The sequence below is a fragment of the Hydrogenoanaerobacterium sp. genome, assembly GCF_032017025.1.
Classification (GTDB): Bacteria; Bacillota; Clostridia; order Oscillospirales; family Ruminococcaceae; genus Hydrogenoanaerobacterium.
Map to the genome: position 1 here is coordinate 1 of NZ_DALZQO010000012.1, position 21,683 is coordinate 21,683.

At 48.7% G+C, this 21,683-nt stretch carries 21 protein-coding genes and 1 tRNA gene; 13 read left to right on the forward strand and 9 right to left on the reverse strand.

The window, feature by feature from the left end; all coding sequences use genetic code 11:
• Positions 1 to 101: 101 nt before the first annotated feature.
• Positions 102 to 177, forward strand: a tRNA-Asn gene (locus RTV33_RS08690).
• 430 nt (positions 178 to 607) lie between these two features.
• On the forward strand, positions 608 to 1,189 hold the full coding sequence (gene lexA, locus RTV33_RS08695; protein ID WP_312643481.1) for a transcriptional repressor LexA: 582 nt from the start codon (positions 608 to 610) through the stop codon (positions 1,187 to 1,189).
• A gap of 6 nt (positions 1,190 to 1,195) precedes the next feature.
• Here the strand turns inward: lexA and RTV33_RS08700 are convergent, their stop codons facing one another.
• Entirely contained in the window at positions 1,196 to 1,918 is a 723-nt protein-coding gene (locus RTV33_RS08700) for a hypothetical protein (RefSeq protein ID WP_312643483.1), read from the reverse strand.
• 205 nt (positions 1,919 to 2,123) lie between these two features.
• On the opposite strand from RTV33_RS08700, the gene typA reads away from it, so the two are divergent.
• Positions 2,124 to 3,944, forward strand: coding sequence for a translational GTPase TypA (gene typA, locus RTV33_RS08705; protein ID WP_312643485.1), 1,821 nt, complete (start codon positions 2,124 to 2,126; stop codon positions 3,942 to 3,944).
• A 77-nt stretch (positions 3,945 to 4,021) separates the two neighbouring features.
• Here typA and RTV33_RS08710 read toward each other — a convergent pair whose 3' ends face one another.
• The 3 genes from RTV33_RS08710 to RTV33_RS08720 all read right to left on the reverse strand — a co-directional run bounded on the left by RTV33_RS08710 (position 4,022) and on the right by RTV33_RS08720 (position 6,602).
• Positions 4,022 to 5,176 (reverse strand): hypothetical protein, encoded by a 1,155-nt coding sequence (locus RTV33_RS08710; RefSeq protein WP_312643487.1) that lies wholly within the window; start codon positions 5,174 to 5,176, stop codon positions 4,022 to 4,024.
• Between the two features lie 97 nt (positions 5,177 to 5,273).
• Complete coding sequence (locus RTV33_RS08715; protein WP_312643489.1) at positions 5,274 to 6,032, reverse strand: heparan-alpha-glucosaminide N-acetyltransferase; 759 nt, start codon at positions 6,030 to 6,032, stop codon at positions 5,274 to 5,276.
• A 57-nt stretch (positions 6,033 to 6,089) separates the two neighbouring features.
• Positions 6,090 to 6,602: a DUF4358 domain-containing protein gene (locus RTV33_RS08720; protein ID WP_312643491.1), complete on the reverse strand. Its 513-nt coding sequence runs from the start codon at positions 6,600 to 6,602 to the stop codon at positions 6,090 to 6,092.
• A gap of 284 nt (positions 6,603 to 6,886) precedes the next feature.
• Between RTV33_RS08720 and RTV33_RS08725 the strand changes: the two genes are divergently transcribed.
• The 4 genes from RTV33_RS08725 to RTV33_RS08740 all read left to right on the forward strand — a co-directional run bounded on the left by RTV33_RS08725 (position 6,887) and on the right by RTV33_RS08740 (position 11,428).
• Complete coding sequence (locus tag RTV33_RS08725) at positions 6,887 to 7,477, forward strand: nuclease-related domain-containing protein (protein WP_312643493.1); 591 nt, start codon at positions 6,887 to 6,889, stop codon at positions 7,475 to 7,477.
• A 28-nt stretch (positions 7,478 to 7,505) separates the two neighbouring features.
• A complete protein-coding gene (locus tag RTV33_RS08730) occupies positions 7,506 to 8,960 on the forward strand; it encodes an ATP-binding cassette domain-containing protein (RefSeq protein WP_312643495.1) in 1,455 nt (484 codons plus the stop codon).
• 168 nt (positions 8,961 to 9,128) lie between these two features.
• Positions 9,129 to 10,211: a 3-phosphoserine/phosphohydroxythreonine transaminase gene (gene serC / locus RTV33_RS08735; RefSeq protein WP_312643497.1), complete on the forward strand. Its 1,083-nt coding sequence runs from the start codon at positions 9,129 to 9,131 to the stop codon at positions 10,209 to 10,211.
• A 50-nt stretch (positions 10,212 to 10,261) separates the two neighbouring features.
• Complete coding sequence (locus tag RTV33_RS08740; RefSeq protein WP_312643499.1) at positions 10,262 to 11,428, forward strand: phosphoglycerate dehydrogenase; 1,167 nt, start codon at positions 10,262 to 10,264, stop codon at positions 11,426 to 11,428.
• A 73-nt stretch (positions 11,429 to 11,501) separates the two neighbouring features.
• Here RTV33_RS08740 and RTV33_RS08745 read toward each other — a convergent pair whose 3' ends face one another.
• The gene (locus RTV33_RS08745) at positions 11,502 to 11,726 is read right to left on the reverse strand and encodes an HPr family phosphocarrier protein (protein ID WP_312643501.1); all 225 of its coding nucleotides are present in this window, start codon (positions 11,724 to 11,726) and stop codon (positions 11,502 to 11,504) included.
• Between the two features lie 225 nt (positions 11,727 to 11,951).
• Complete coding sequence (locus tag RTV33_RS08750) at positions 11,952 to 12,698, reverse strand: DUF1638 domain-containing protein (RefSeq protein WP_312643503.1); 747 nt, start codon at positions 12,696 to 12,698, stop codon at positions 11,952 to 11,954.
• A gap of 194 nt (positions 12,699 to 12,892) precedes the next feature.
• On the opposite strand from RTV33_RS08750, the gene RTV33_RS08755 reads away from it, so the two are divergent.
• Together RTV33_RS08755 and hflX are read left to right on the forward strand one after the other, a co-directional pair.
• Entirely contained in the window at positions 12,893 to 14,467 is a 1,575-nt protein-coding gene (locus RTV33_RS08755; RefSeq protein WP_312643505.1) for an ASKHA domain-containing protein, read from the forward strand.
• Between the two features lie 295 nt (positions 14,468 to 14,762).
• Positions 14,763 to 16,004: a GTPase HflX gene (gene hflX / locus RTV33_RS08760; protein WP_312643507.1), complete on the forward strand. Its 1,242-nt coding sequence runs from the start codon at positions 14,763 to 14,765 to the stop codon at positions 16,002 to 16,004.
• Between the two features lie 40 nt (positions 16,005 to 16,044).
• On the opposite strand, the gene RTV33_RS08765 is transcribed toward hflX, so the two are convergent.
• The 3 genes from RTV33_RS08765 to RTV33_RS08775 are packed head-to-tail and all read right to left on the reverse strand — an operon-like array spanning position 16,045 to position 16,861.
• Entirely contained in the window at positions 16,045 to 16,359 is a 315-nt protein-coding gene (locus tag RTV33_RS08765; RefSeq protein WP_312643509.1) for an MGMT family protein, read from the reverse strand.
• Entirely contained in the window at positions 16,356 to 16,721 is a 366-nt protein-coding gene (locus RTV33_RS08770) for a flavin reductase (protein WP_396327239.1), read from the reverse strand. Before RTV33_RS08770 ends, RTV33_RS08765 begins: the two co-directional genes overlap by 4 nt.
• Positions 16,604 to 16,861, reverse strand: coding sequence for a hypothetical protein (locus tag RTV33_RS08775; RefSeq protein WP_312643512.1), 258 nt, complete (start codon positions 16,859 to 16,861; stop codon positions 16,604 to 16,606). The genes RTV33_RS08770 and RTV33_RS08775 overlap by 118 nt, the downstream gene beginning before the upstream one ends.
• A 146-nt stretch (positions 16,862 to 17,007) precedes the next feature.
• Here RTV33_RS08775 and RTV33_RS08780 point away from each other — a divergent pair, with 146 nt between their 5' ends.
• From RTV33_RS08780 to argC, 4 genes are all read left to right on the forward strand, one after another.
• Positions 17,008 to 17,685 (forward strand): hydrolase, encoded by a 678-nt coding sequence (locus RTV33_RS08780; RefSeq protein ID WP_312643514.1) that lies wholly within the window; start codon positions 17,008 to 17,010, stop codon positions 17,683 to 17,685.
• Positions 17,686 to 17,910: 225 nt separating this feature from the next.
• Positions 17,911 to 19,134, forward strand: a complete 1,224-nt coding sequence (locus RTV33_RS08785; protein ID WP_312643516.1) for an argininosuccinate synthase — start codon at positions 17,911 to 17,913, stop codon at positions 19,132 to 19,134.
• Between the two features lie 67 nt (positions 19,135 to 19,201).
• Positions 19,202 to 20,590 (forward strand): argininosuccinate lyase, encoded by a 1,389-nt coding sequence (gene argH / locus RTV33_RS08790; RefSeq protein WP_312643517.1) that lies wholly within the window; start codon positions 19,202 to 19,204, stop codon positions 20,588 to 20,590.
• Positions 20,580 to 21,617, forward strand: coding sequence for an N-acetyl-gamma-glutamyl-phosphate reductase (argC, locus tag RTV33_RS08795; RefSeq protein WP_312643518.1), 1,038 nt, complete (start codon positions 20,580 to 20,582; stop codon positions 21,615 to 21,617). The genes argH and argC overlap by 11 nt, the downstream gene beginning before the upstream one ends.
• The last annotated feature ends 66 nt before the right edge of the window (positions 21,618 to 21,683 follow it).

Below are 21,683 nucleotides of genomic sequence, written 5' to 3' on the forward strand. Positions count from 1 at the left end.
TGCTGAAAATACTTGGCGGGAAGCTGCCTGGGAAGATAAGTCGATGCCGACACTTGGTTGACTGAAAGACAGAAATGTTTTTCAGTCATTTCCCTTTATATTCCTCCTTAGCTCAGTCGGTAGAGCATGCGGCTGTTAACCGCAGGGTCGTTGGTTCAAGTCCAACAGGGGGAGCCAAAAAGCAGTCTGATTATATAATTAGGCTGCTTTTTTTATTTCTCTCAAAGTAAAGGTGGCAAGGCTGGTGCATTGTATCTAAATGATAAGAAAGAGACACTTAAATAGGGGGTAGACCCTTTTGTGGACTTAAAACAATAAAAGTGCCTGCATGCAACATGCAGACACTTTTATTTGTTTGAGGTGTGTTTTCTTGAGGAGGGTAGAGCTTATACCCATAAACGCTGCGGCTGCGTTTTGTTTGGGTATGCTCTTATTATAAACCATTAGAGAATTTGTTTGTTAAGGTGCTGTAAACAAAGGTTTAATAATCGATAGAAAAATTATAAACAATATAATCCAATATTTACATCAGAGGGCAAACGTATGTTTGCATCAAAGGTTAGAATATGATATGATAGAAGCAGTAAAATAGGGAAGGGTGCAAGCAATGTTGGATCAAAAGGCACAAAATGTGCTGGAATATATCAATGAGCGGATTAATGAAGGCGTACCGCCGTCTGTAAGGGAGATTTGCGCAGATTTGGGCATTAAGTCCACCTCCACGGTGCATAAATATCTAAAGCAATTGGAACAGGAGGGCTACATTGAGCGCGACCAGAACCTTAATCGCTCTATTAAAATGCCGGGTGCCAGCACGACAAAGGTTCCTTTGCTGGGCACCGTAACCGCGGGCTTGCCAATTCTTGCAGTTGAACAGATTGAAGAATATATCCCCTATAAAGCACGCTATGGCAGCGATAAAGACCTGTTTGCCCTGCGCGTTCGCGGAGATAGTATGATGAACGCTGGGATTTTGGACGGCGACATTATCGTGTCTCGCAAGGTAAGCGTTGCAGAGAATGGGCAGATCGTTGTTGCAATGGTGGAAGATGAAGCCACTGTAAAGCGTTTTTATAAAGAGAAGGGGCATTTTCGCCTGCAACCCGAAAACGATGCTTTTGATCCGATCATTGTAGAGGATGTACGCATCTTAGGCAGGGTGGTTTCAGTTATGCGTTTCTACGAATAGTGTCGGTTAGAATTCGTCCTTATCTAAATTTAGGTCGTTGGCGATTTCATTTGGTTTGAGATCTTTCGGACGTTTAATTTCATTACCCTTGTTTACGCCTGAATAGCGGAACAGATAAGTGCTGATATTTTCATACTCATTAGATTCATAATTAAACTCGTATTCCTTGATTTTGATGCTCGAAATAATATGGTTTTCATCTGCTTGCCCTACAAACGAATAGTAAGTATTTTTGTCCTTACTTTGTATCACAGCTTCCAGGCGGTAGCTGCTTCCGTCTTTATATACGTAATCTGACAGAATATTATTCCCTTTGAAAAAGTTTTCACGGATGCCGACGAAATCCTTTTGCTGTATGCGGTTGTATTTGCTGAAGGTGTCGATAAACCAGTTATTTTTATACTTATAATAATACGTATCACCGTCATAATAATCGTAAGGCGGATAATGCCAGAAAACAAAAGGATTACGGTCGCGGTAGACGAGCTGACGCTTGCCTGCCGTGGTTGTATTAAATTTAATTGCGGTTGATTCAGATGTACAGAACTCGAACCAAGAGTGGGTGCTGTAATGCAGCTTAACAAGCTCGCCCGACTCCATTTTGTTAATAAAATCCGAGTATACTGCGGTGGCTCTAAGCCCTTCTACAGGCGTTATTTCCTTTTGTGTACAGGAGGCCGAGTAGGATAATAATATCATGAGAAATACGATCAAAATGGATTTTTTCAAGGCTATATCTCCCTTTCCGGCTTAGATAATTACATTTTACACCAAAAATTTGAAAAAGTACACAAAAACAGGAGAATCAAAGACATTTTGTTTAGTTAAAACAAGATATTTTTGTGCATCTGTAGCAAAATGACGAAAAAAGGGATATAATTATATGCGGTATGAATAGAAAAGCTAGAAGTCTGATATTGAGGAGTAATCGAATTTGATTAGAGAAGATTTACGCAATGTAGCAATCATAGCTCACGTTGACCACGGCAAGACCACACTGGTAGATGAAATGCTGAAACAAGGCGGCGTTTTCCGCGACAACCAAGTGGTTGCGGATAGAGTTATGGACAATAACGACCTTGAGCGCGAGCGCGGCATTACCATTCTTGCTAAGAATACGGCGGCTCACTACAAGGGCGTAAAAATAAATATTATCGACACCCCGGGGCATGCCGATTTTGGCGGTGAGGTTGAGCGCGTTCTTAAAATGGTAAACGGTGTGCTGCTGCTGGTAGACGCCTTTGAGGGCCCGATGCCGCAGACACGCTTTGTTTTGCAGAAGGCACTTGAGCTTGGACATAAGATTATTATCGTTGTAAATAAAGTAGACAAGCCCGGTGCACGCCCCGCTGAGGTTGCCGATGAGGTGCTGGAGCTTTTATTGGAGCTTGATGCCACCGAAGAGCAGTTGGAAAGCCCAGTGGTATATTGCTCGGGCAGAACCGGCACTGCGACTATGGATGCTAGTGCAGAGGGCGAGGATCTTACCCCGATGTTTGAGACCATCCTCTCCCACATCCCCGGCCCAGAGGGCGATGCAGAAAAACCGTTGCAGATGCTGGTTTCTTCCATCGACTACAACGAGTATGTCGGTAGAATTGCCATTGGCAGGATTGAAAACGGCAGCCTGAAGGCAAATCAAGATGTTACCATTTGCGATTATCACCAGGATAGAAAACCTTACAGAAGTAAGGTTGTGAATATCTATCAGATTGAGGGCCTGAAACGTGTACCTGCGACTGAGGTTTCGGTTGGCGACATTGTTTGTTTTTCGGGCGTTGAGAACATTACCATTGGCGATACCGTTTGTCAGCTGGGGTTAGAAGAGCCCCTGCCGTTTGTAAAAATTTCAGAGCCAACGGTTGAAATGACCTTCTCGGTCAATGACAGCCCATTTGCGGGCAGAGAGGGCAAATTTGTCACCTCCCGTCAAATACGCGACCGCTTGTTCCGCGAACTGCTCAAAGACGTTTCGCTGCGTATCAACGAAACAGAAAACACCGACAGCTTCCGCGTTTGCGGCAGAGGTGAGATGCATCTGTCTATCCTCATTGAAACCATGCGCCGTGAGGGTTATGAGTTCCAGGTAAGCACCCCCAAGGTTCTCTACAAAGAGATTGATGGCAAGCTGTATGAGCCCATGGAGGAGCTGGTCATCGATGTTCCCGAGGAATCTTTGGGCTCTGTTATGGAGAAAATGGGCTCTCGTAAAGGCGAGCTTACACATATGCAGCAGGTGGGCAGCCGCTTCAAGGTGGAATTTATCATTCCGTCCAGAGGCTTGTTTGGCTACCGCAGTGAGTTTATGACCGATACCCGCGGTGAAGGTATTATGAACGCTGTATTCCACGATTACCAGCCGTTTAAGGGCGATATTCCAACACGCGCTACAGGCTCGCTGATTGTGTTTGAAACCGGTGAATCGGTTACCTATGGCTTGTACAACGCGCAGGAGCGCGGTGTGCTGTTTATTGGTGCGGGTGTACCGGTGTACGAGGGCATGATTATTGGCTCCAACCCCAAGGGCGATGATATGGCGGTGAACGTCTGCAAGAGAAAGCAGATGACCAACACCCGTGCTTCGGGCAGTGATGATGCATTGCGCCTGGTTCCGCCGCGCCGTTTGAGCCTGGAGGATAGCCTTGAGTTTATCGGCGATGACGAACTGGTGGAGGTAACCCCTAAGAGCATTCGTCTTCGCAAGAAGATTCTTGACAATAACCTGCGTATGAAATCAACAAACAAAAAGGTTTGATAACGAGATCAACCTTGTGCATAGAGATTAAGGGCGATTGCAGCTTAGCTGCAATCGCCCTTTTTGCAATTTTCTTTTTAGTTATTACCTATGATTTGGAATATTATTTTTTCCTCAATCTGCTCAGGTTCAATATACATGTTATCATACAATTCTTTGTCTGCTCCGCTTTTATAGGGGTTTCCACCGCCCCAAGGCTCAGCTAAAAACACATAGGAATTATTTTGCCCAAACTGAAAACCAATCGGAGTTTCCCTGTTTTTAACAATTTCCCAAACATCCAAGGGAACGGCATAAATGCTAAACAGGGGTGCAGCTCTGTCGTCTTTGTAGTAAAATCCGACGTATGTTCCCACGCCGTCTGTTTCTTGAAAAAACAATTTGGCAGCCTGCGCAGTGTAATTATTCGCCCATATTTGCGGAAAAGCAACTGAAAATGCCAACTCGTTGTTAACGTATTCGGCGGGTGTTCCTGTGTTAATACTTTGTTTGGTGGTAAAATCAGAATCGATCTGCTGTGGCGATGGGCTTTGGTCGGTTGTGTAGCCGATATACCGGTAACCACCGCCCTCCAGCAGCCGCACTGAAAGAATCTTATATTCGTTTGGCATGGCGTAAATCCTATTTTCCTCGTTGTAAACCAAAGTCAAGTAGAGTTTTAAAACATCGCCTTCACGTTCTGTTTTAAATAGTACAATTTTAGGCGTCTCCCCAATGCCACCACCACCGCCTATAGTATAACCCTCATACTTTGCATCGTATGCTTTTGCGGAGCGAAGATATTCCGTGGTAACATCAAAATATTTTTGTGCTTTGCTTTCGTAATCCTGCTTTTTAATAAACCATCCCCTGTCTTCTCCGTAGGGGGAAGCATACTTTACAGCTCTTTCTTCATAAGATAGGCCTTCATTCCATAACTGACCCAAATACCACGAGAAATAAGCATCGGCAGGCAATGGGTTTTGCTCATCCCAGTCGCTGTGCCAAAAAAGGCTTGCCCCTTTATGTGCAGACAGTTGATAATCGCTAATTTCAGGAATGTATGCGCCGTAATTGATTAGAATATCGCGGTAAAGGGAATCCTCCTCATTCTTCGCCGGTCCAGAGGCAGAGCTTGAGGAGGAGGAGGCTTCAATAGCCGTTTCGCTTACAGTACTTGATGGCTGCTCATTTCTTGTACAGCCTGCAATCAAAAAAGCAGCCGCTAAAACTACGAAAATTCTTTTTAGCATTATTGTTCCCCTCCATATCTGTAAATCTGCTTTGTATACTCAAAGGCTATTGCCAAATCCATCACAGAACTTGGGGAATGCAGGCCCGTGGAATGCCCTACCGCATAGCGGCAAAGATCACATACAGCACGCCATAAACCACCGGCTGGTGCAGCAGGTAGATAATGAAGGTGTTGCGCCCTAAAAACGCCATCAGGCGGCTGTGGGGGCGGTAGAACCATGCGGGGCACTGCCCGTTTTTAATATACACCCCCGCAAAGGTGCCGCCAAGGTACCATAAAATCCATGGTAGCAACGGAAAATAGTCCGACGACCAGAACTCGGCATTGGGAAAACCAAACGGAAAAAGAAAATTAGTAGAATACCATGCGACAGGCAGGTTCATTTGCCACCCGCGCATACCCCAGTAGCCCGATTGTGTGTTGTAGGTGAGAAAAAACAGCACCGCACATACAATCAAACCGGCGAGAGGGGGAATACGGTCTAAAACGGGCTTCATCAGCGGGAACAGCATCATGCAAACACCGAGCAGATGTAAGATGCCGAATAGGACAATCTGCGAGGGCAGAAACAGCCATGTGGCCAATGTCATAACCATGCCAAAGGCAAAGCACTGAGCGCCGCGCTTGAGGTTGCTGCGCGAAAAGCGCGATGCAACGCCCGAAATAAACACAAAAAGCCCCGCGATAAGGAGCTGAAGGTAACTGGTGAACCTCCAATGGAAAGCGGGGATATTCACCTCGAAGATATAAACAAGGTCATAAAACAGATGGTAGAGCACCATCAGAATGATGAATACGCCCCGAACTTCATCGATCAGCCATACGCGGCGGCTCAAATCCTTCTTCTCAAACATAGCTTTATACCTCATCATAAATTACCGCTGCCCAAAGCGGAGAAGGCAGTGCTGCCGTTACCCGGGTATTTGTTCAAGTATAATGGTACGTGCAGCGTCTACGTCGGCGAGCATTAACATAATTACATAATCACCGCGGGTAAAAATCTCCGCTTCTTTGGCAATGCGGAACGAATCGTGTACATCGTAGTTCTCAAATTCAGCCACACGGTCAGCACGGCGCGTCTCTAGGGCCTCCTGTACGGCTTCCGTTTGGCCCTCAGCAGGCTTGATGATTGCCACATCGGCAACGCCGTAGCGCCCCGAAGAGTAGCGGATAGCGTATTTCTGCACCATATCCGGCTCGATGTGGAATAAGTTGGTGAGGTCCTTCTCGGTTGCGGATTGCAGCTCTTTCATTTTGATGTTCTCATAAATAAGGCTCATCACATCCCCAAGATTCTCGGGCTCGGTTTGCGCATAGGCAACCGATTTTTCACTCGGCTGGGGGGCATCTTGCTCCTCCTTGCCGCAGGCTGTAACAGAAAGCAGCATTATCGCTGCCAATAATAGTGCAACAATCTTTTTCATAAGCATCTCCATTTGTTTTTGAGCAATTTGAACTCTATTAAAATTATAAACGTTTTCGCAGGTTAGTCAAGTTTGGCATCGCTTTATAAAAAAAGTTTACAGTTTTATGATGACAGGACGTTCTTCCTTTTGGCTATCACATATGTTAAAATAAATAGTAAAGCAATTTTTCACTTACCCTTTCCGGTTTGCTGCCGGGCAGAAACCATTGGGAAGGGCAGCATACCATAAAAAGCATTGTTTATGGTATGCCCAAAATTCAGATGAAAAAAGGATGGATTGGTATGGACGGAATGCAAATTGGAATTATGGTGGCGGTATGGGCCGCTATTGCGCTTGTGGTTGTTTTGCTGTGGAAGAGAAGAACAAGCGTTGCAGGGCAGTACAGGCGCGTAACCGGTACGCTTAAAAAATTTGCATCCATTCGCAGTTATAAAGTGCTGCAAGATATTACATTGGATTGCGGAAAAGAAACGGTGCATATCGACCATATACTGGTTGGCTTTTTTGGCTTGCTGTTTGTGAACACACAGGTAGAAAACGCCGATTACTACGGCGAAGAGCGCGAGGAATATTGGTCGGTAGTGAAAGACGACGTAAAAACACGCATTAAAAACCCGTTGAACGAGGGTATTGCCGCCATGGATGCAGCACGCAAAATATTTGCTAAAAACAACGTCTATAATATTCAAATGGAGCAAGTTGTGGTGTTTACCTCGGCATTTAAAAAGAATGTGTTGTATGTTAAGGATACCCTGCCCATTGTAAATGTACGCAAATTAGGCAGCCTGCTCTCGAAAACACGCTTTGAGAAGGATAACGGTGTGGATGTGGAGCAGCTAGTGAAGCTGTTGGAAGAGAATAAGGTGAAATAAACCACCCCAATGCAAGGAGGACGTAGCTATGGCACAGGAGCTAATGCGGCTCGAGCAGGTAACCCGCAGAATAACCAGCGAGTTTTATATCCGCAATATCGATCTCACCATCAATAAGGGCGAAGTGCTGGCACTGGCAGGCAAAAACGCCGCGGGCAAATCTACTCTCGCAAGCGTAATCAACGGTTTTCTGCCCGCAGACAGCGGCAGAATCTATTTTGAGGGTCGACCGGTAAAAATCTCTGAGCCTGCCGTAGCGACAAAGCTCAGTATTGTTACGCTAATGCAGAACAACCAGGGATTTGAGCAAATGTCGGTTGCAGATAACATTTTATTCGGCAACGATCAATATTATAAAACAGGCAGAATGAGCCCCCGCAGGCTGTGCGCCGTTTGCAGCGAGTGCTTTGAAACGCTGGGGATCGATATTGACCCAAGCAAACCTTTCTATACTCTTACTTCTGCGCAAAAGCAGGCGGCTGCCATTGCACGCGCCTATCTGTCCGATGCAAAGCTCATTATTATGGATGAGCCGTCCTCACACCTGCCGCACAAGGAATGCTCGGTGCTGTACGATATGGTGCACGCACTGCGCAAAACGGGAGTGAGTATATTGTATATTACCCACCGTTTGGATGAGATCATTGCGCTTGCAGACCGGGTTGTGTTTGTGGAACGCGGCGAGCTCAAAGAGGTGCGCGAAACCGCAGGCATGACCGAGCTCGACCTGATAGAAGCCATCGAGGGTTTTCAGGTGAGCGACATTTACAGCAAACAGCAGCTGGAGCTTGGCGAACCCGTATTAGAGGTAGCAAGCATTTCTGCGGGGCATGCCAAAGACATCAGCTTTACGCTGCACAAAAGCGAGATCATCGCGCTGGTGTCCGATTCGGGTCTTTGCGCACAAAGTGTTTACCGCATGCTGGCAGGGCTTTTGGAGTATACCGGAGGCATAAAAGTGGCGGGCAGAGAAGTGCGTATTGATAACCCGATTACCGCCGACGCACTGCGCATTGTTTCAGCCATTGATGAGGATACCGAGGAGCAACTGCAGAATTATGACAGCGACGGTGGGCGCAAGGCAGGCAAGCTTGCGCTGCTTAGCGCAAAAATGCGCGACACTATAAATGCCATGGGCAAAATGCTCCACAATGTGGTGGGTGTTAACACACAGCGGAAAGAGTATATGACAGGTGGCTACCGCCAAAGAGAGCTGGTGCAGCGCGCCCTCGCCAAAGACGGCGACATTTTTGTTCTGGTTGACCCCACCAACGGGGTAGATTTGCAGACCAAGCTGAGAATCTACAATGAAATTGCAGGGCAGGCAAAACGCGGCAGGGGCATCCTTTATTTTACGAACGATGTAAATGAGGCGATAGGGCTTGCCGACCGTATACTTGTACTGGGTAGAAATACAATTGTTTTTGACAAAAGTGCAAAAGAAACAGATGCCGACACCCTGACAAAACTGTTAAAAGGGTAAAACTTTGTGAATTTAATTGACTAAAGCGCCAGAAGGACTATAATAAAAGAATCCACTTGTTAAAAAACTAGCAATCGGCGAAGTGCTACAGGTTGCCAGCTTTATAAAAGTAGTAACTGCACAAACGCAGTGCTATAAATTTAATTTATTTAAATGGAGGAAAACACAATGGCAAGAGTTTATAACTTTTCTGCGGGCCCATCAATCTTACCGGAAACTGTTCTTGCAAAAGCTGCAAGTGAAATGCTGGATTACAATGGATCCGGACAGTCGGTAATGGAGATGAGTCATCGATCACCCGTTTACGAAGAGATTATAAACGACTGTCAAAGTCTGCTTCGTAAGGTCATGAACATCCCCGACAATTACAAGGTTTTGTTTTTGCAGGGCGGTGCGTCCTCGCAGTTTGCAATGGTTCCGCTGAACCTGATGAACAAAAACCGCAAGGCAGATTACATGGTTACCGGTCAGTTTGCAAAAAAAGCAAAGGAAGAGGCAACCAAATTTGGTGAGGTGCGCGTGGTGGCGTCCTCCGCCGATAAGAATTTCTCCTATATCCCTGAGGTTACCGAGGGCGATTTTAGCAAGGATGCGGACTATGTCCACATCTGCCTGAACAATACAATTTTCGGCACCAAGTTCCCCTATATTCCCGAGACCGGGGACATCCCTCTGGTTGCCGATATGTCCAGCTGCATTCTCTCCGAGCCGTATGACGTGAGCAAATTCGGCCTTATCTACGCCGGTGCACAAAAGAATATGGCGCCCGCAGGGCTTACCGTGGTAATTGTCCGCGATGACCTGATTGGCAATGTACGCGAGGGTGCCCCCACCATGTTCGATTATAAAACCCATGTCGATAACGATTCGATGTACAACACACCCCCCTGCTACTCCATCTACGTCTGCAAGCTTGTGCTGGAGTGGATTCTCAACGACATTGGCGGGCTGGAGAAAATGAAGGAGCGCAATGAGAAAAAGGCGCAGATGCTCTACGATTTCCTCGACAGCTCCAAGCTGTTTAAAGCCACCGTGCAGGGTAAAAACCGTTCTATGATGAACGTCACCTTTGTTACCGGAGATGCCGAGCTTGATAAAAAATTCTGCAAAGAGGCGGCAGCGGCAGGCTTTGTCAATCTAAAAGGTCACCGCAGCGTAGGTGGCATGAGGGCGTCTATCTACAACGCAATGCCGGTTGAGGGTATTGAGAAGTTGGTTGCCTTTATGAAAGAGTTTGAAGCCAACAATTAAGGCTTGCGCGGGGGGTTCCCCCTTAGCCTATATGAACAGGAGGGTGTATTGTGTATAACATTAAAACTTTAAATAAAATCAGCCCCGCAGGGACCGATAATTTTGATAAAACAAAATACCAGTTTGTAGACGAGAACACATCGGCCGATGCCATTATGGTGCGCTCCGCCTCACTGCACGAAATGACCTTCGACACGCAGCTCAAAGCGATTGCGAGAGCGGGTGCGGGTGTCAACAACATCCCCGTGGAAAAATGCAGCGAGCAGGGCATTGTTGTATTTAACACACCGGGCGCTAATGCAAACGCCGTAAAAGAGCTGGTGCTTGCGGGCATTCTTATTTCGGCGCGCAAGGTGATTCCCGCCATCGATTGGGCGAAAACCCTCAAAGGGCAGGGCGCCGAGGTCGGTAAGCTGGTGGAAAAAGGCAAGGGCGCGTTTGCGGGCCCTGAGGTTGCCGGCAAAAAGCTGGGTGTCATTGGTTTGGGTGCCATTGGCGTAATGGTTGCAAACACTGCCCGCCATTTAGGCATGCAGGTGTACGGCTACGACCCCTATCTATCGGTTGACACCGCTTGGGGGCTTTCGCGCGCTATTGTTCATGCAAAGAGCCTGCGTGAGATCTACCAGAACTGTGATTTTATCACCGTGCATGTGCCGCTTACCCCAGAGACAAAAGATTTGATCAACAGCGAAAGCTTAGAGTCCTGCAAAAATGGTGTGCGCATTCTCAACTTTGCGCGCGGTGAGCTGGTGAACAGTGAGGATATTGTTACCGCAATCGATTCCGGTAAGGTTGCTGCATATGTAACCGACTTCCCCAGTGACGATCTCATCGGTGTAGAAGGTGTCATCGCTATCCCACATCTGGGCGCTTCTACCCCCGAGTCGGAGGACAACTGTGCAAAGATGGCGGCGCTGCAGCTGATTGATTTCCTCGAAAACGGAAACATCAAAAACTCTGTTAACCTGCCGAATTTACAGATGGAGCGCAGCGGCTCGTGCAGAATTGCACTGATACATAAGAATGTACCAAGCATGATCACAAAAATTTCGCAGGCGATTTCGGACGAAGCACTGAATATTGATAACCTCACCAACAAATCCAAAAAGGATTATGCCTACACCGTAGTGGATGTGGACGGCCATGTTTCTCAGGCGCTTTTGGCGAAGCTGAGCGCGATTGAAAACGTGGTGCGCGTTAATCTTTACAGATAAGCAGTAAATAAAAAACCTGTGTATCAAACGATACACAGGTTTTTTTGCTATGTTTACCGCACAGCGGAAGAAATTATTCTTTTGCAATCCATTTATCAAGCAGCTTCATAAAGCGCTCGCTCTCGGTAACTACCTTAACGGGTTTGGTGTAGTCAAGGCTCATCAGGCCCAAAACAGATTTTGCATCTGCTATCTGATCGTCAACGGTATGTACGCCTACATCATCGGGGCACTCCCAAGCGAGGTGCATAAATTCTTTCAGTTGTTCTGCGGTATCCAGTTTAATCAATTTTACCATAATAAAACCCTCCTGTTGGTTTATTTTTAATCTTAATCTTTCTCTATACTATTATTATACCCAATTCTGTTCGAAAAAGATAGATGTAAAATAGCAAATTATGGGGATGAGTTTTAACAAGTAGTTGTGATTATACACAAAAACAATGAATAAAAACTGTTGAAGGTTACAAAAATAAAATTTAAGGCGCCCAAATTAAAAAATCCAAGTGTTTATGGCTATGTATTAGTCTTTAATTTTTACAATGCTGTTGTCATAACTCTGTTCACAGGTGCTGTTTGGGGGAATCACAAGAAACCGCTCGTTATCCCAGTTGCCGTCAATCAGGTCACGCAGCAAGGTGTCATCACCCTTGTGCTCGTGGTGATCCCAGCCAAGGTAGTCGGCGCAGGTGCGGGAGTAGCCGCGGTAATCGGGGTAGGCGATGTCCGGCATCTGCACATAGGCGACGGCGCTGTAACCTTTAATCCAGGTCTCCTCCATCTCCATCAAATATTCGGCGTTATCTTCACCGTATTTTTCGACGTATTGGTCATATTTTTTCGCATAGGTAGTTTCAGACGGTACCAGGCTGTTTTCAATCCAGCCGGGCGTGTACCAAAAAACACCGCCGCTGGTCTGGTCAAACAGGTCACGGTAACGCTCCTTGCTGCCCAAAAACAGAGTAATACAGTCGTGTGCGCGTGGCACCACAATGGGGTAGCGTTTGCTGCGAACACCGCAGATGCCGTTGCTGCACAACCCATAGCCCAATACAATCGCGTCAAATTCACCCACGGTCTCGTTGCATGAAAAAGGGTCGTCGCCGCTGTCAATTTTGTCAATGCACTCCTGCAAAATGGCACGCAGCCTGTCAGGCTCATCATGATATCCCTGCCGTAGCCAAGAGATATCGAGATAATTTGGGCAGGCCGCTGAGAGATACCCCAACTCTCGTGTCAAAACTTTACAGGCAATTACTTTTAGCCGCACTAAATCCACCAACTTTATGAATATTTTGTGTACATGGTCTGTATTTAGAATAGCTGTTTTTCAAGTGCAATTCAACAGGAAAAAGCTTCTTGCAAAACACCCAATAAAATAGTACATGGAATCTTAAGATATTACTGTGGTGGTGTTATAAATTATGCTACAATACTATTGTTGAGGTAAATGGAGGATTGTATATGAAACTGGCAATTGATGATAAAGAATATGAGCAGTCGGCACAAGGGAATCTGCTTTCGATATTGCTGGAAGCAGGCGCGTTTGTAGACGCCCCATGCGGGGGCAAGGGCAGGTGCGGAAAATGCCGAGTCATTGCGGCAGGGGCGCTGTCGCCGCTCACCGATGCCGAACGTAAGCTGCTTTCACCCGCCGAGCTGGCCGCAAACACGCGCCTTGCCTGCGAAACGGTTTTGCTGGGGGACGCACGGGTACAAATTATATCGCATGCAGATATCGACGTATGCGCACAGGGTGACGCGGTGGATTTTGAAGTAACCGCGGAATTTGATGCGGCACAAAACGTTGGCATGGCGGTGGATATTGGCACCACCACTGTGGTTGCGTATTTCCATGAACTTGCCACGGGTAGGCTGCTCTACACCGCCAGCGGCATCAACGGGCAGCGCGTATACGGTGCCGATGTAATCTCGCGTATTGGCGCATGCATCGAAAACTCTGAAAACCTTGCGGCGCAGCAAAAAATAATGGTATCGCAGCTCAACCGCTATATCGCAGATTTTGAGCGGGTGACCGGGGCGAGTGCTAACCGCATTGGGCAGGCTGTTATTGTTGCAAACACAACCATGCAACATCTGCTCTGCGGGCTTGACCCCGCAGGGATTGCGTCAGCTCCGTTCACCCCAAAATCACTGTTTGGCTATGAGCAAAACGGTGCGGAACTGGGGATTAACATAAGCGGCACCGTATACCATGCACCGTCTATTTCCGCGTACGTCGGTGCGGATATCACCGCAGGGCTATACGCGTCGGGCGCAGCATACGACGACCGGCCCGCATTGTTTATCGACATTGGCACCAACGGTGAAATGGCGCTTGCCAGTAAAGATAGGCTGGTGTGCTGCTCTACCGCTGCAGGGCCGGCGTTTGAGGGCGCTCACATCAAATATGGCGTAGGCGGAGTTGCCGGGGCAATCGAAAAAGTTACCTGCCAAGAAAATGCGCTGCACATTGAAACAATCGGCGGGTTGCCCCCCATCGGTATCTGTGGCTCAGGCATCATCGATGCGGCGGCTGCTGCACTGCAGGCAGGTGGAATGGACGATACGGGCAGAATCCTTGATACCGATGAGGCAGAGGGTTTTATTGTGCATTATATTGATGATGACGAGGGGGAAATTGTACTCGATAAGGCCAGCGGAATTTCGCTTACACAGCAGGATGTACGCGAAATACAGCTTGCCAAGGCAGCGATTGCGGCGGGCGTGAACACGCTGCTGCATGAGAGCGGGCTAACGCTGAAGGAGATTGACAAGCTGTACATAGCCGGCGGCTTTGGTGCGCATATCAACAAGGCGAGCGCCTGCGCAATTGGGCTACTGCCGGCTGCGCTGCTCGATAAGATTGTTTTTGTTGGCAACGCAGCGGGTATGGGTGCACAGAGAGCACTGCTTACGGCGGATGGGAAAGCTCGCCTGCGTGCGCTTGCCGACCGTGCGCAATACCTCGAGCTTTCGGGGCACGCTTTTTTTCAAGACAGCTATATTGAAGAGATGATGTTCCCCGAGAGGCAGTGAAATATGATTTTTCGTTGACAGAAGCACTTTTTTGAATTATAATACAGGAAGCTTAAAAAAAGGAGGCGGACAGAATGCGCATTAAAAAGTTACAATCATCAGAGGTTATTTTGTCTGCCGGTGCGGGCGCTCACGCCCATGCATAATGCATGGTACAGCCATGCCATAAATGCGGATAAAAGCACTTCTGAATGATTTCAGGGGTGCTTTTTTATTTGCTTTGTGTCGGGGGTGAGCGAAATGCGCATAATAACATGAGTACGAGTGATTATAATGAAATGTGGTGAAGGATAGAATGTATGAAAATAAAGAAGAAATTCAGCGTGCAATACTGATTGCTGCCGATACCGGTGAGTTTAATGTCGAGGTATCGCTCGATGAGCTTGCCGAGCTTGCCCAAAGTGCAGGTGCTGAGGTGCTTGCAAAGGTTTCGCAAAAGCGCCCCGAATACGACAAGGCAACCTTGATTGGGTCGGGACGACTGGAGGAGGTTAAGCAGTTTGCTGAAGACAGCGATGCGAACCTGCTGATCTTTGACCATGAGCTTACCGCAAGCCAAATTCGTAACATTAGCGACGCTACGGGTGTTGATGTGATCGACCGCACGATGCTGATTTTGGATATCTTTGCACAGCGCGCCAAAACCCGTGAGGGCACCTTGCAGGTAGAGCTTGCACAGCAGCGTTACCGCCTGCCGCGCTTGGGCGGGCAGGGGCAGAGTCTCTCACGGCTTGGCGGCGGTATCGGTACACGCGGGCCGGGTGAGAGCAAGCTGGAATCTGACAGGCGGCACATCCGCCGCAGAATACAGGCACTGGAGGAACAGCTTGCGGAACTCGAAAAGCGCAGGGGCAACCTGCGGGCGCGCCGTAAAAAAGACGGTATTACCACTGTGGCCATTGTCGGCTACACCAACGTGGGCAAATCGACCCTGCTCAATGCCCTTACCGACGCGGGCGTACTTGCCGAGGATAAGCTGTTTGCAACGCTCGACCCGACCGCGCGCAGCCTAGAGCTACCCGACGGGCGCAACGTGATGCTGGTGGATACCGTTGGTTTGGTGCGCCGTCTGCCGCACCACCTGGTAGAGGCGTTTAAATCCACACTGGAGGAGGCGGCAAATGCCGACCTGCTGCTCAACGTGTGCGATGTTTCGAGCGATGAGGTGCAGGAGCAGATTTCGGTCACTGAAAAGTTGATGGCGGAGCTTGGTGTTGCAGGCACGCCCATGATTACGGTACTGAACAAATGCGACAAGGTACAGGGCTTCGAGCCTGTCATTAACCTCGGCAGCAATGTGATGATCAGCGCTAAAACCGGCTTTGGGTTTGAGGACCTGCTGAGCAAAATTGCCCAGACGCTCGACCCCTCGCAGGTGAGAATGACATTGGTCATCCCCTACGATAAGGGCGGGCTGCTTTCGGATATTCGCTTTGAGGGAAAGATATTTGAAGAAGAGTATGTTGAGGCAGGTACTAAAATTGACGCGCTGGTGGATAAAAAGATTGTTCACAAGGTAGAGCAGTATCGGGTATAAAGCAAAAGAGATGGGAAGCGAAGCTCCCATCTCTTTTTTGTTACAGACCAGTATTGTGCCATGCGTACAGCTGCATATTCACATATCCGTCGTCATCCACATCCACACCCTCGGCTTCGAGCAGTTTTCTTTGCTCGCCCTCGCCGCCAAATGCAAAGCCGGGGGCAAGCCTGCCCTCACGGTTTACCACGCGGTGACAGGGGATAATACCGGGCAGCGGGTTGACATGCAGGGCATAGCCTACCGCACGGGAAGCCCTGGGGTTGCCTGCCAGCAGAGCAATCTGCCCGTAGGATGCGACCTTACCTGCGGGGATCATCTGCACAAGCTGGTAGACCTTCTCGTAAAAATTCATTCCTTTGTCAAAACCTCTAGGATCTCACCGATGAACAGCTTGTGAAAGTCCTTCTCGGGGTAGCAAGCGGAAAGCACTTCCTTGTCGAGGAAATTGTCTTCGGTCATCCAGGTGCCGAACGATTTTTTGCACAGCACAACCAGCTCTGCCTCCTCAAAATAGGGGATACCGTCTTTGTGAGCCACTGTAAAACCGCAGTGTGCGATTTTGTCGCCGTCCTTGCCCGAATTTCTGCCGCAATACATTACCTCGGTAGCGTATTTTTGCCCCATAAAGCACAGGCTGTAGCCGCCGGCTGCTTCGAGAATCGGCAGGGTATAGCGCTTGGGCGCACATAAATGGTAGTGACGCAGCGGTTCCACAGGTAACCCATCTGGCCCCAGTTTACAGTCATGGTGTTAATTTTGCCGTCGCTTTCGGCGGTGAGCAAGGGCATACCAAGCTTGATTTGGTCGAATACATTTTCGTGAATTTCGGTGGGAAGAATCGTTTTAAAAGCCATGGTTATTACCTCCTAAAGTTATGATATTCAGATACCTACAGTTTAACACAAATTTTATTTTGTGCCACCTAATATTTGTATCTTAATGCGAAGAAATTTGATATAATAAAGAAAAACATTACGATTATTAACAGGAGGGACAGGCTATGGAGACACCATTTATCCCTGAGTTTCAGGGGAATTTACGCAAGCATTGTTTGGTTGTGCCCGAGTGCATTCGTCGCTGTACCGGCATTAAGATTTTTGGCAAGCGAATAAAATCGATCGTGTTTACCACCGATGTTTCGATTATCCGCAATGTGAACGCAGACGCGGTGATTGCAGTCTACCCGTTTACCCCACAGCCTGTTATTACCCAGTCGATCATGCTCGCGGCGGATATTCCTGTATTTTGCGGCGTGGGCGGCGGCATTACTTCGGGCAAACGCGTTGTAAATCTGGCCTTGCACGCGGAGTATCAGGGTGCTATCGGCGTGGTTGTAAATGCCCCTACTGCAAATGAAACCATACGTAACGTGGTGAATGAAATTGATATTCCTGTAGTGGTTACGGTTGCCAGCGAGGCCGAGGATATTTCGGCGCGTATTGGGGCGGGTGCGGCGATTATAAACGTTTCGGCCGCAGCAAAAACCCCCGCGCTGGTACGAAAAATCCGTGAGGAGTTCCCCCAGCTTGCGATTATGGCGACAGGCGGCCCCACCGATGAAAGCGTGATCGAAACGATAGAGGCAGGCGCCAACGCCATTACATGGACGCCGCCTACCAATGGCGAGCAGATTAAGATGATTATGGATCGCTACCGCCAGGGCTTAGCCTATGGATGAGCACAAATAACGCCTCCGCATTGAGATGCGGAGGCGTTATTTTGTGCATATACCAGTGAATAAAACTAATTATTATGCAACATGCTGCAAACAGAATCTAAAATAAAATGAATATTTATTCATAAAAAGCTTGCAATATAGAAAAAAATATGTATAATTATAAACACAGTCGCAGAAGCAATGTATAAAAAGATTTGAACGACAGAATGAAAGGTTGCATATAATATGAAAAAATATAATAAAGTAGTTCTTGCATACTCCGGCGGGCTAGACACCTCAATTATTATTCCATGGCTCAAAGAAAATTACGGTTGTGAGGTAATAGCCGTTGCTGCTGACGTTGGTCAGGGCAGCGAGCTTTCGGGGCTTAACGAAAAAGCGATTAAAACAGGTGCCTCCAAGCTTTATATTGAGGATTTAAAGGACGTATTTGCAGAGGAGTTTATCGTCCCCACCATGAAAGCGGGTGCAGTCTACGAGGGTAAATATCTGCTGGGCACCTCGTTTGCACGTCCCATCATCGCCAAGCGTCTGGTTGAAATTGCAAAGGCCGAGGGCGCGGACGCCATTGCACATGGCTGCACCGGCAAGGGCAACGATCAGGTTCGTTTCGAGCTCGCCATCAAAGCGTTTGCGCCAAGCATGGATATCATTGCACCGTGGAGAACATGGGAAATCAAGAGCCGTGAAGAGGAAATCGAATATGCACAGGCAAGGGATATCCCGCTGCCTATTACCAAAGAAACCAACTACTCCAAGGATAAAAACCTGTGGCACCTCTCGCACGAGGGGCTGGACCTCGAAGACCCCGCCAACGAACCAGATTACAACAAAGAAGGCTTTTTGGAGCTTGGCGTATCGCCCGAAAATGCACCCGACAAGGCTACTTATGTCACCCTTTCATTTGAAAAAGGCACCCCCACCGCACTCAACGGTGAAACCATGAAAATGGCTGACATAATTGTAAAGCTTAACGAAATCGGCGGGGCAAACGGCATCGGCATCATCGATATGGTTGAAAACCGCTTGGTGGGTATGAAATGCCGCGGCGTGTACGAAACCCCGGGCGGAACAATTCTTTACGCGGCACACAAAAAGCTTGAAGAAATCTGCCTGGATCGTGATACCCATCATTATAAAGAGCAGGTAGCCATTAAATTTGCCGAGCTGGTTTACTACGGCCAGTGGTTCACTCCGCTGCGCGAGGCGCTCTCGGCGTTTGTAGAGACCACACAGCAAACGGTAACCGGTGAGGTTAAGCTGAAGCTCTACAAGGGCAATATCATCGATGCAGGCGTCACCAGCCCGTACTCGCTCTACTCGGAGGAGATTGCGACATTCGGCGAAGACAACTGCTACAATCAGGCCGATTCTGCAGGGTTCATCAATTTGTTCGGTCTGCCCATCAAGGTGAAAGCACAGATGGAAGAGAAAAACGGCTTAAAATAAGAGAAGACAAAGGGAATCATACGGGGCGGGGGCATCCTCGCCCTGTTGTAAATTTGGAGGGAACAGAGTGGCACTTTGGGCAGGGCGTTTTAAAAAAGAGGTGGATGAGCGGGTCAATGATTTCAACTCCTCCATCCGTTTTGATTTTCGCATGTACAAACATGATATACAGGGCAGCATCGCTCACGCAATGATGCTTGCATGGCAGGGAATTATTGAAAAAAGCGAGGCAGACCTGATTACGGCGGGCTTACTGGGTATTTTGAGCGACATTGAAACCGGGAGCTTGGAGGTGGATTTTTCCGCCGAGGATGTGCATATGTTTGTGGAGGCAGAGCTTACCCGCCGCCTTGGCGATACGGGCAAGCGCCTGCACACCGCGCGCAGCCGCAACGATCAGGTTGCACTGGACATCCGCATGTACTTGCGCGATGAGTGCGACGCGGTGATCGACCTGCTGAAAAAGATGGTAGAGACCCTGTGCGAACAGGCAGAGCAGCATCTTGAAACGGTAATGCCCGGCTATACCCACCTGCAGCGCGCACAGCCTATCACCTTTGCACACCACCTGATGGCGTATGCCCAGATGCTGCTGCGCGACATCGATCGTGTGCAGGCGGCAAAGGCGCGCATGAACGTGATGCCGCTGGGTAGCGGTGCACTGGCGGGCACCACCTACAACATCGACCGCAAGCAGGTTGCTGCGCTGCTGGGGTTTGATGATATTACGGCGAACAGCCTCGACGGGGTTTCCGACCGCGACTTCTGTGTGGATATTGCCGCTGCAATGTCGCTGATTATGGTGCACCTCTCGCGTTTTTCTGAAGAAATTGTGCTGTGGTGCTCGTGGGAATTCAAATTTATCGAGCTGGACGACGCGTTCGCAACAGGCTCCTCCATTATGCCGCAGAAAAAGAACCCCGACGTCACCGAGCTGGTGCGCGGCAAAAGCGGCAGGGTGTTTGGCGATTTAATGGCGCTGCTCACCATGCTCAAAGGCCTGCCCCTCGCGTACAATAAAGATATGCAGGAGGACAAGGAAGCAATTTTTGACGCGGTGGATACCGTCAAGCTGTGCGTTTCCACCATGATTCCGATGCTGAGCACCATGAGGGTGATCAAAGAAAATATGCGTGCGGCGGCAGCAAGAGGTTTTATCAACGCCACCGACTGCGCCGATTACCTGGTAAAAAAGGGGATGCCGTTTCGCGACGCCTACAAGGTTACAGGCAGCTTGGTTGCCTATTGCATCGACAATGGCAAAACGCTTGAGACACTCACTATAGAGGAATATAAGCAGGCACACCCCCTGTTTGAGCAGGATGTGTACCGCGCAATCAGCCTGGAAACCTGCGTGATAGAGCGAAAGGTAGACGGCGGGCCCGCACCCGGGGCGGTAAAAAAACAGATACAAGCGGTGCAGGATAGTTTGGAGGCAATGAAACATGAGCATTAAAGTTGGCATTATTGGGGCAACGGGCTATGCAGGTGTAGAGCTTGTTCGCCTGTTGCTGGGGCACCCGCAGGCAGAGCTTGCCGCGGTAGGCTCGGTAAGCTTTGAGGGCAAGCCGATCAGCGAGGTATACCCCAGCCTTGCAGGCATCTTCGAAGCGGTGCTCACAAGCGACGAGCAGGTGCTTGAGAAAAGTGAGGTCATTTTCGCATCGCTGCCGCATGGTTTAAGCGAAAAATACGCGGCAAGCTGTGCCGCACAGGGCAAAGTATTTATCGACCTCGGCGCGGATTTTCGCCTTTGGGCAGAAGAAGATTACAAACAGTGGTACGGCTTGGAGTACGATGACCTTGCATTGCACCAAAGCGCGGTGTATGCGCTACCCGAGCTCTACCGCGAGCAGATTAAGGGCAAAAAAATTCTGGGTAACCCCGGCTGCTACCCCACCTCCATCGGTCTCGGGTTATACCCTGCGTTAAAAAACGAACTAATCGATACAAACAGCATTATTATAGATTCCAAATCCGGCGTGACAGGAGCGGGCAGAGGGCTTTCACAAACCACCCATTACCCCGACTGCAACGAGGCGTTTTCACCCTATAAAGTTGCAGAACACCGCCACACCCCCGAAATTGAGCAGACACTCAGCGATATTGCGGGCGAACCGGTGACCGTCACGTTTGTACCGCATCTGCTGCCGGTAAACCGCGGCATTGTATCCACCATCTACGGCGCGCTTAAGAAAGAAGTGACCCTCGACGAGGTGCATGCCGTTTATACCAGCACCTACGCAAAGGAGCAGTTTGTGCGTGTGTGCCCCATAGGTGGGGCTGCCAACCTTAAAAATGTGCGGATGAGCAACTACTGCGATGTTTCGCTGCACCTTGACGAGCGAACCCGCCGCCTGATTGTAGTGTCGGCCATCGACAATATGGGTAAGGGCGCGGCAGGGCAGGCAATCCAGAATATGAACATCGTATGCGGGCTGCCCGAGAACACAGGGCTAAACTCGGTGCCGCCCTGCTTTTAGCATAGTTTGACAGACGATAAGGAGAGTTACCTATGAACATTCAGCCAATCAGCGGCGGGGTTTGCG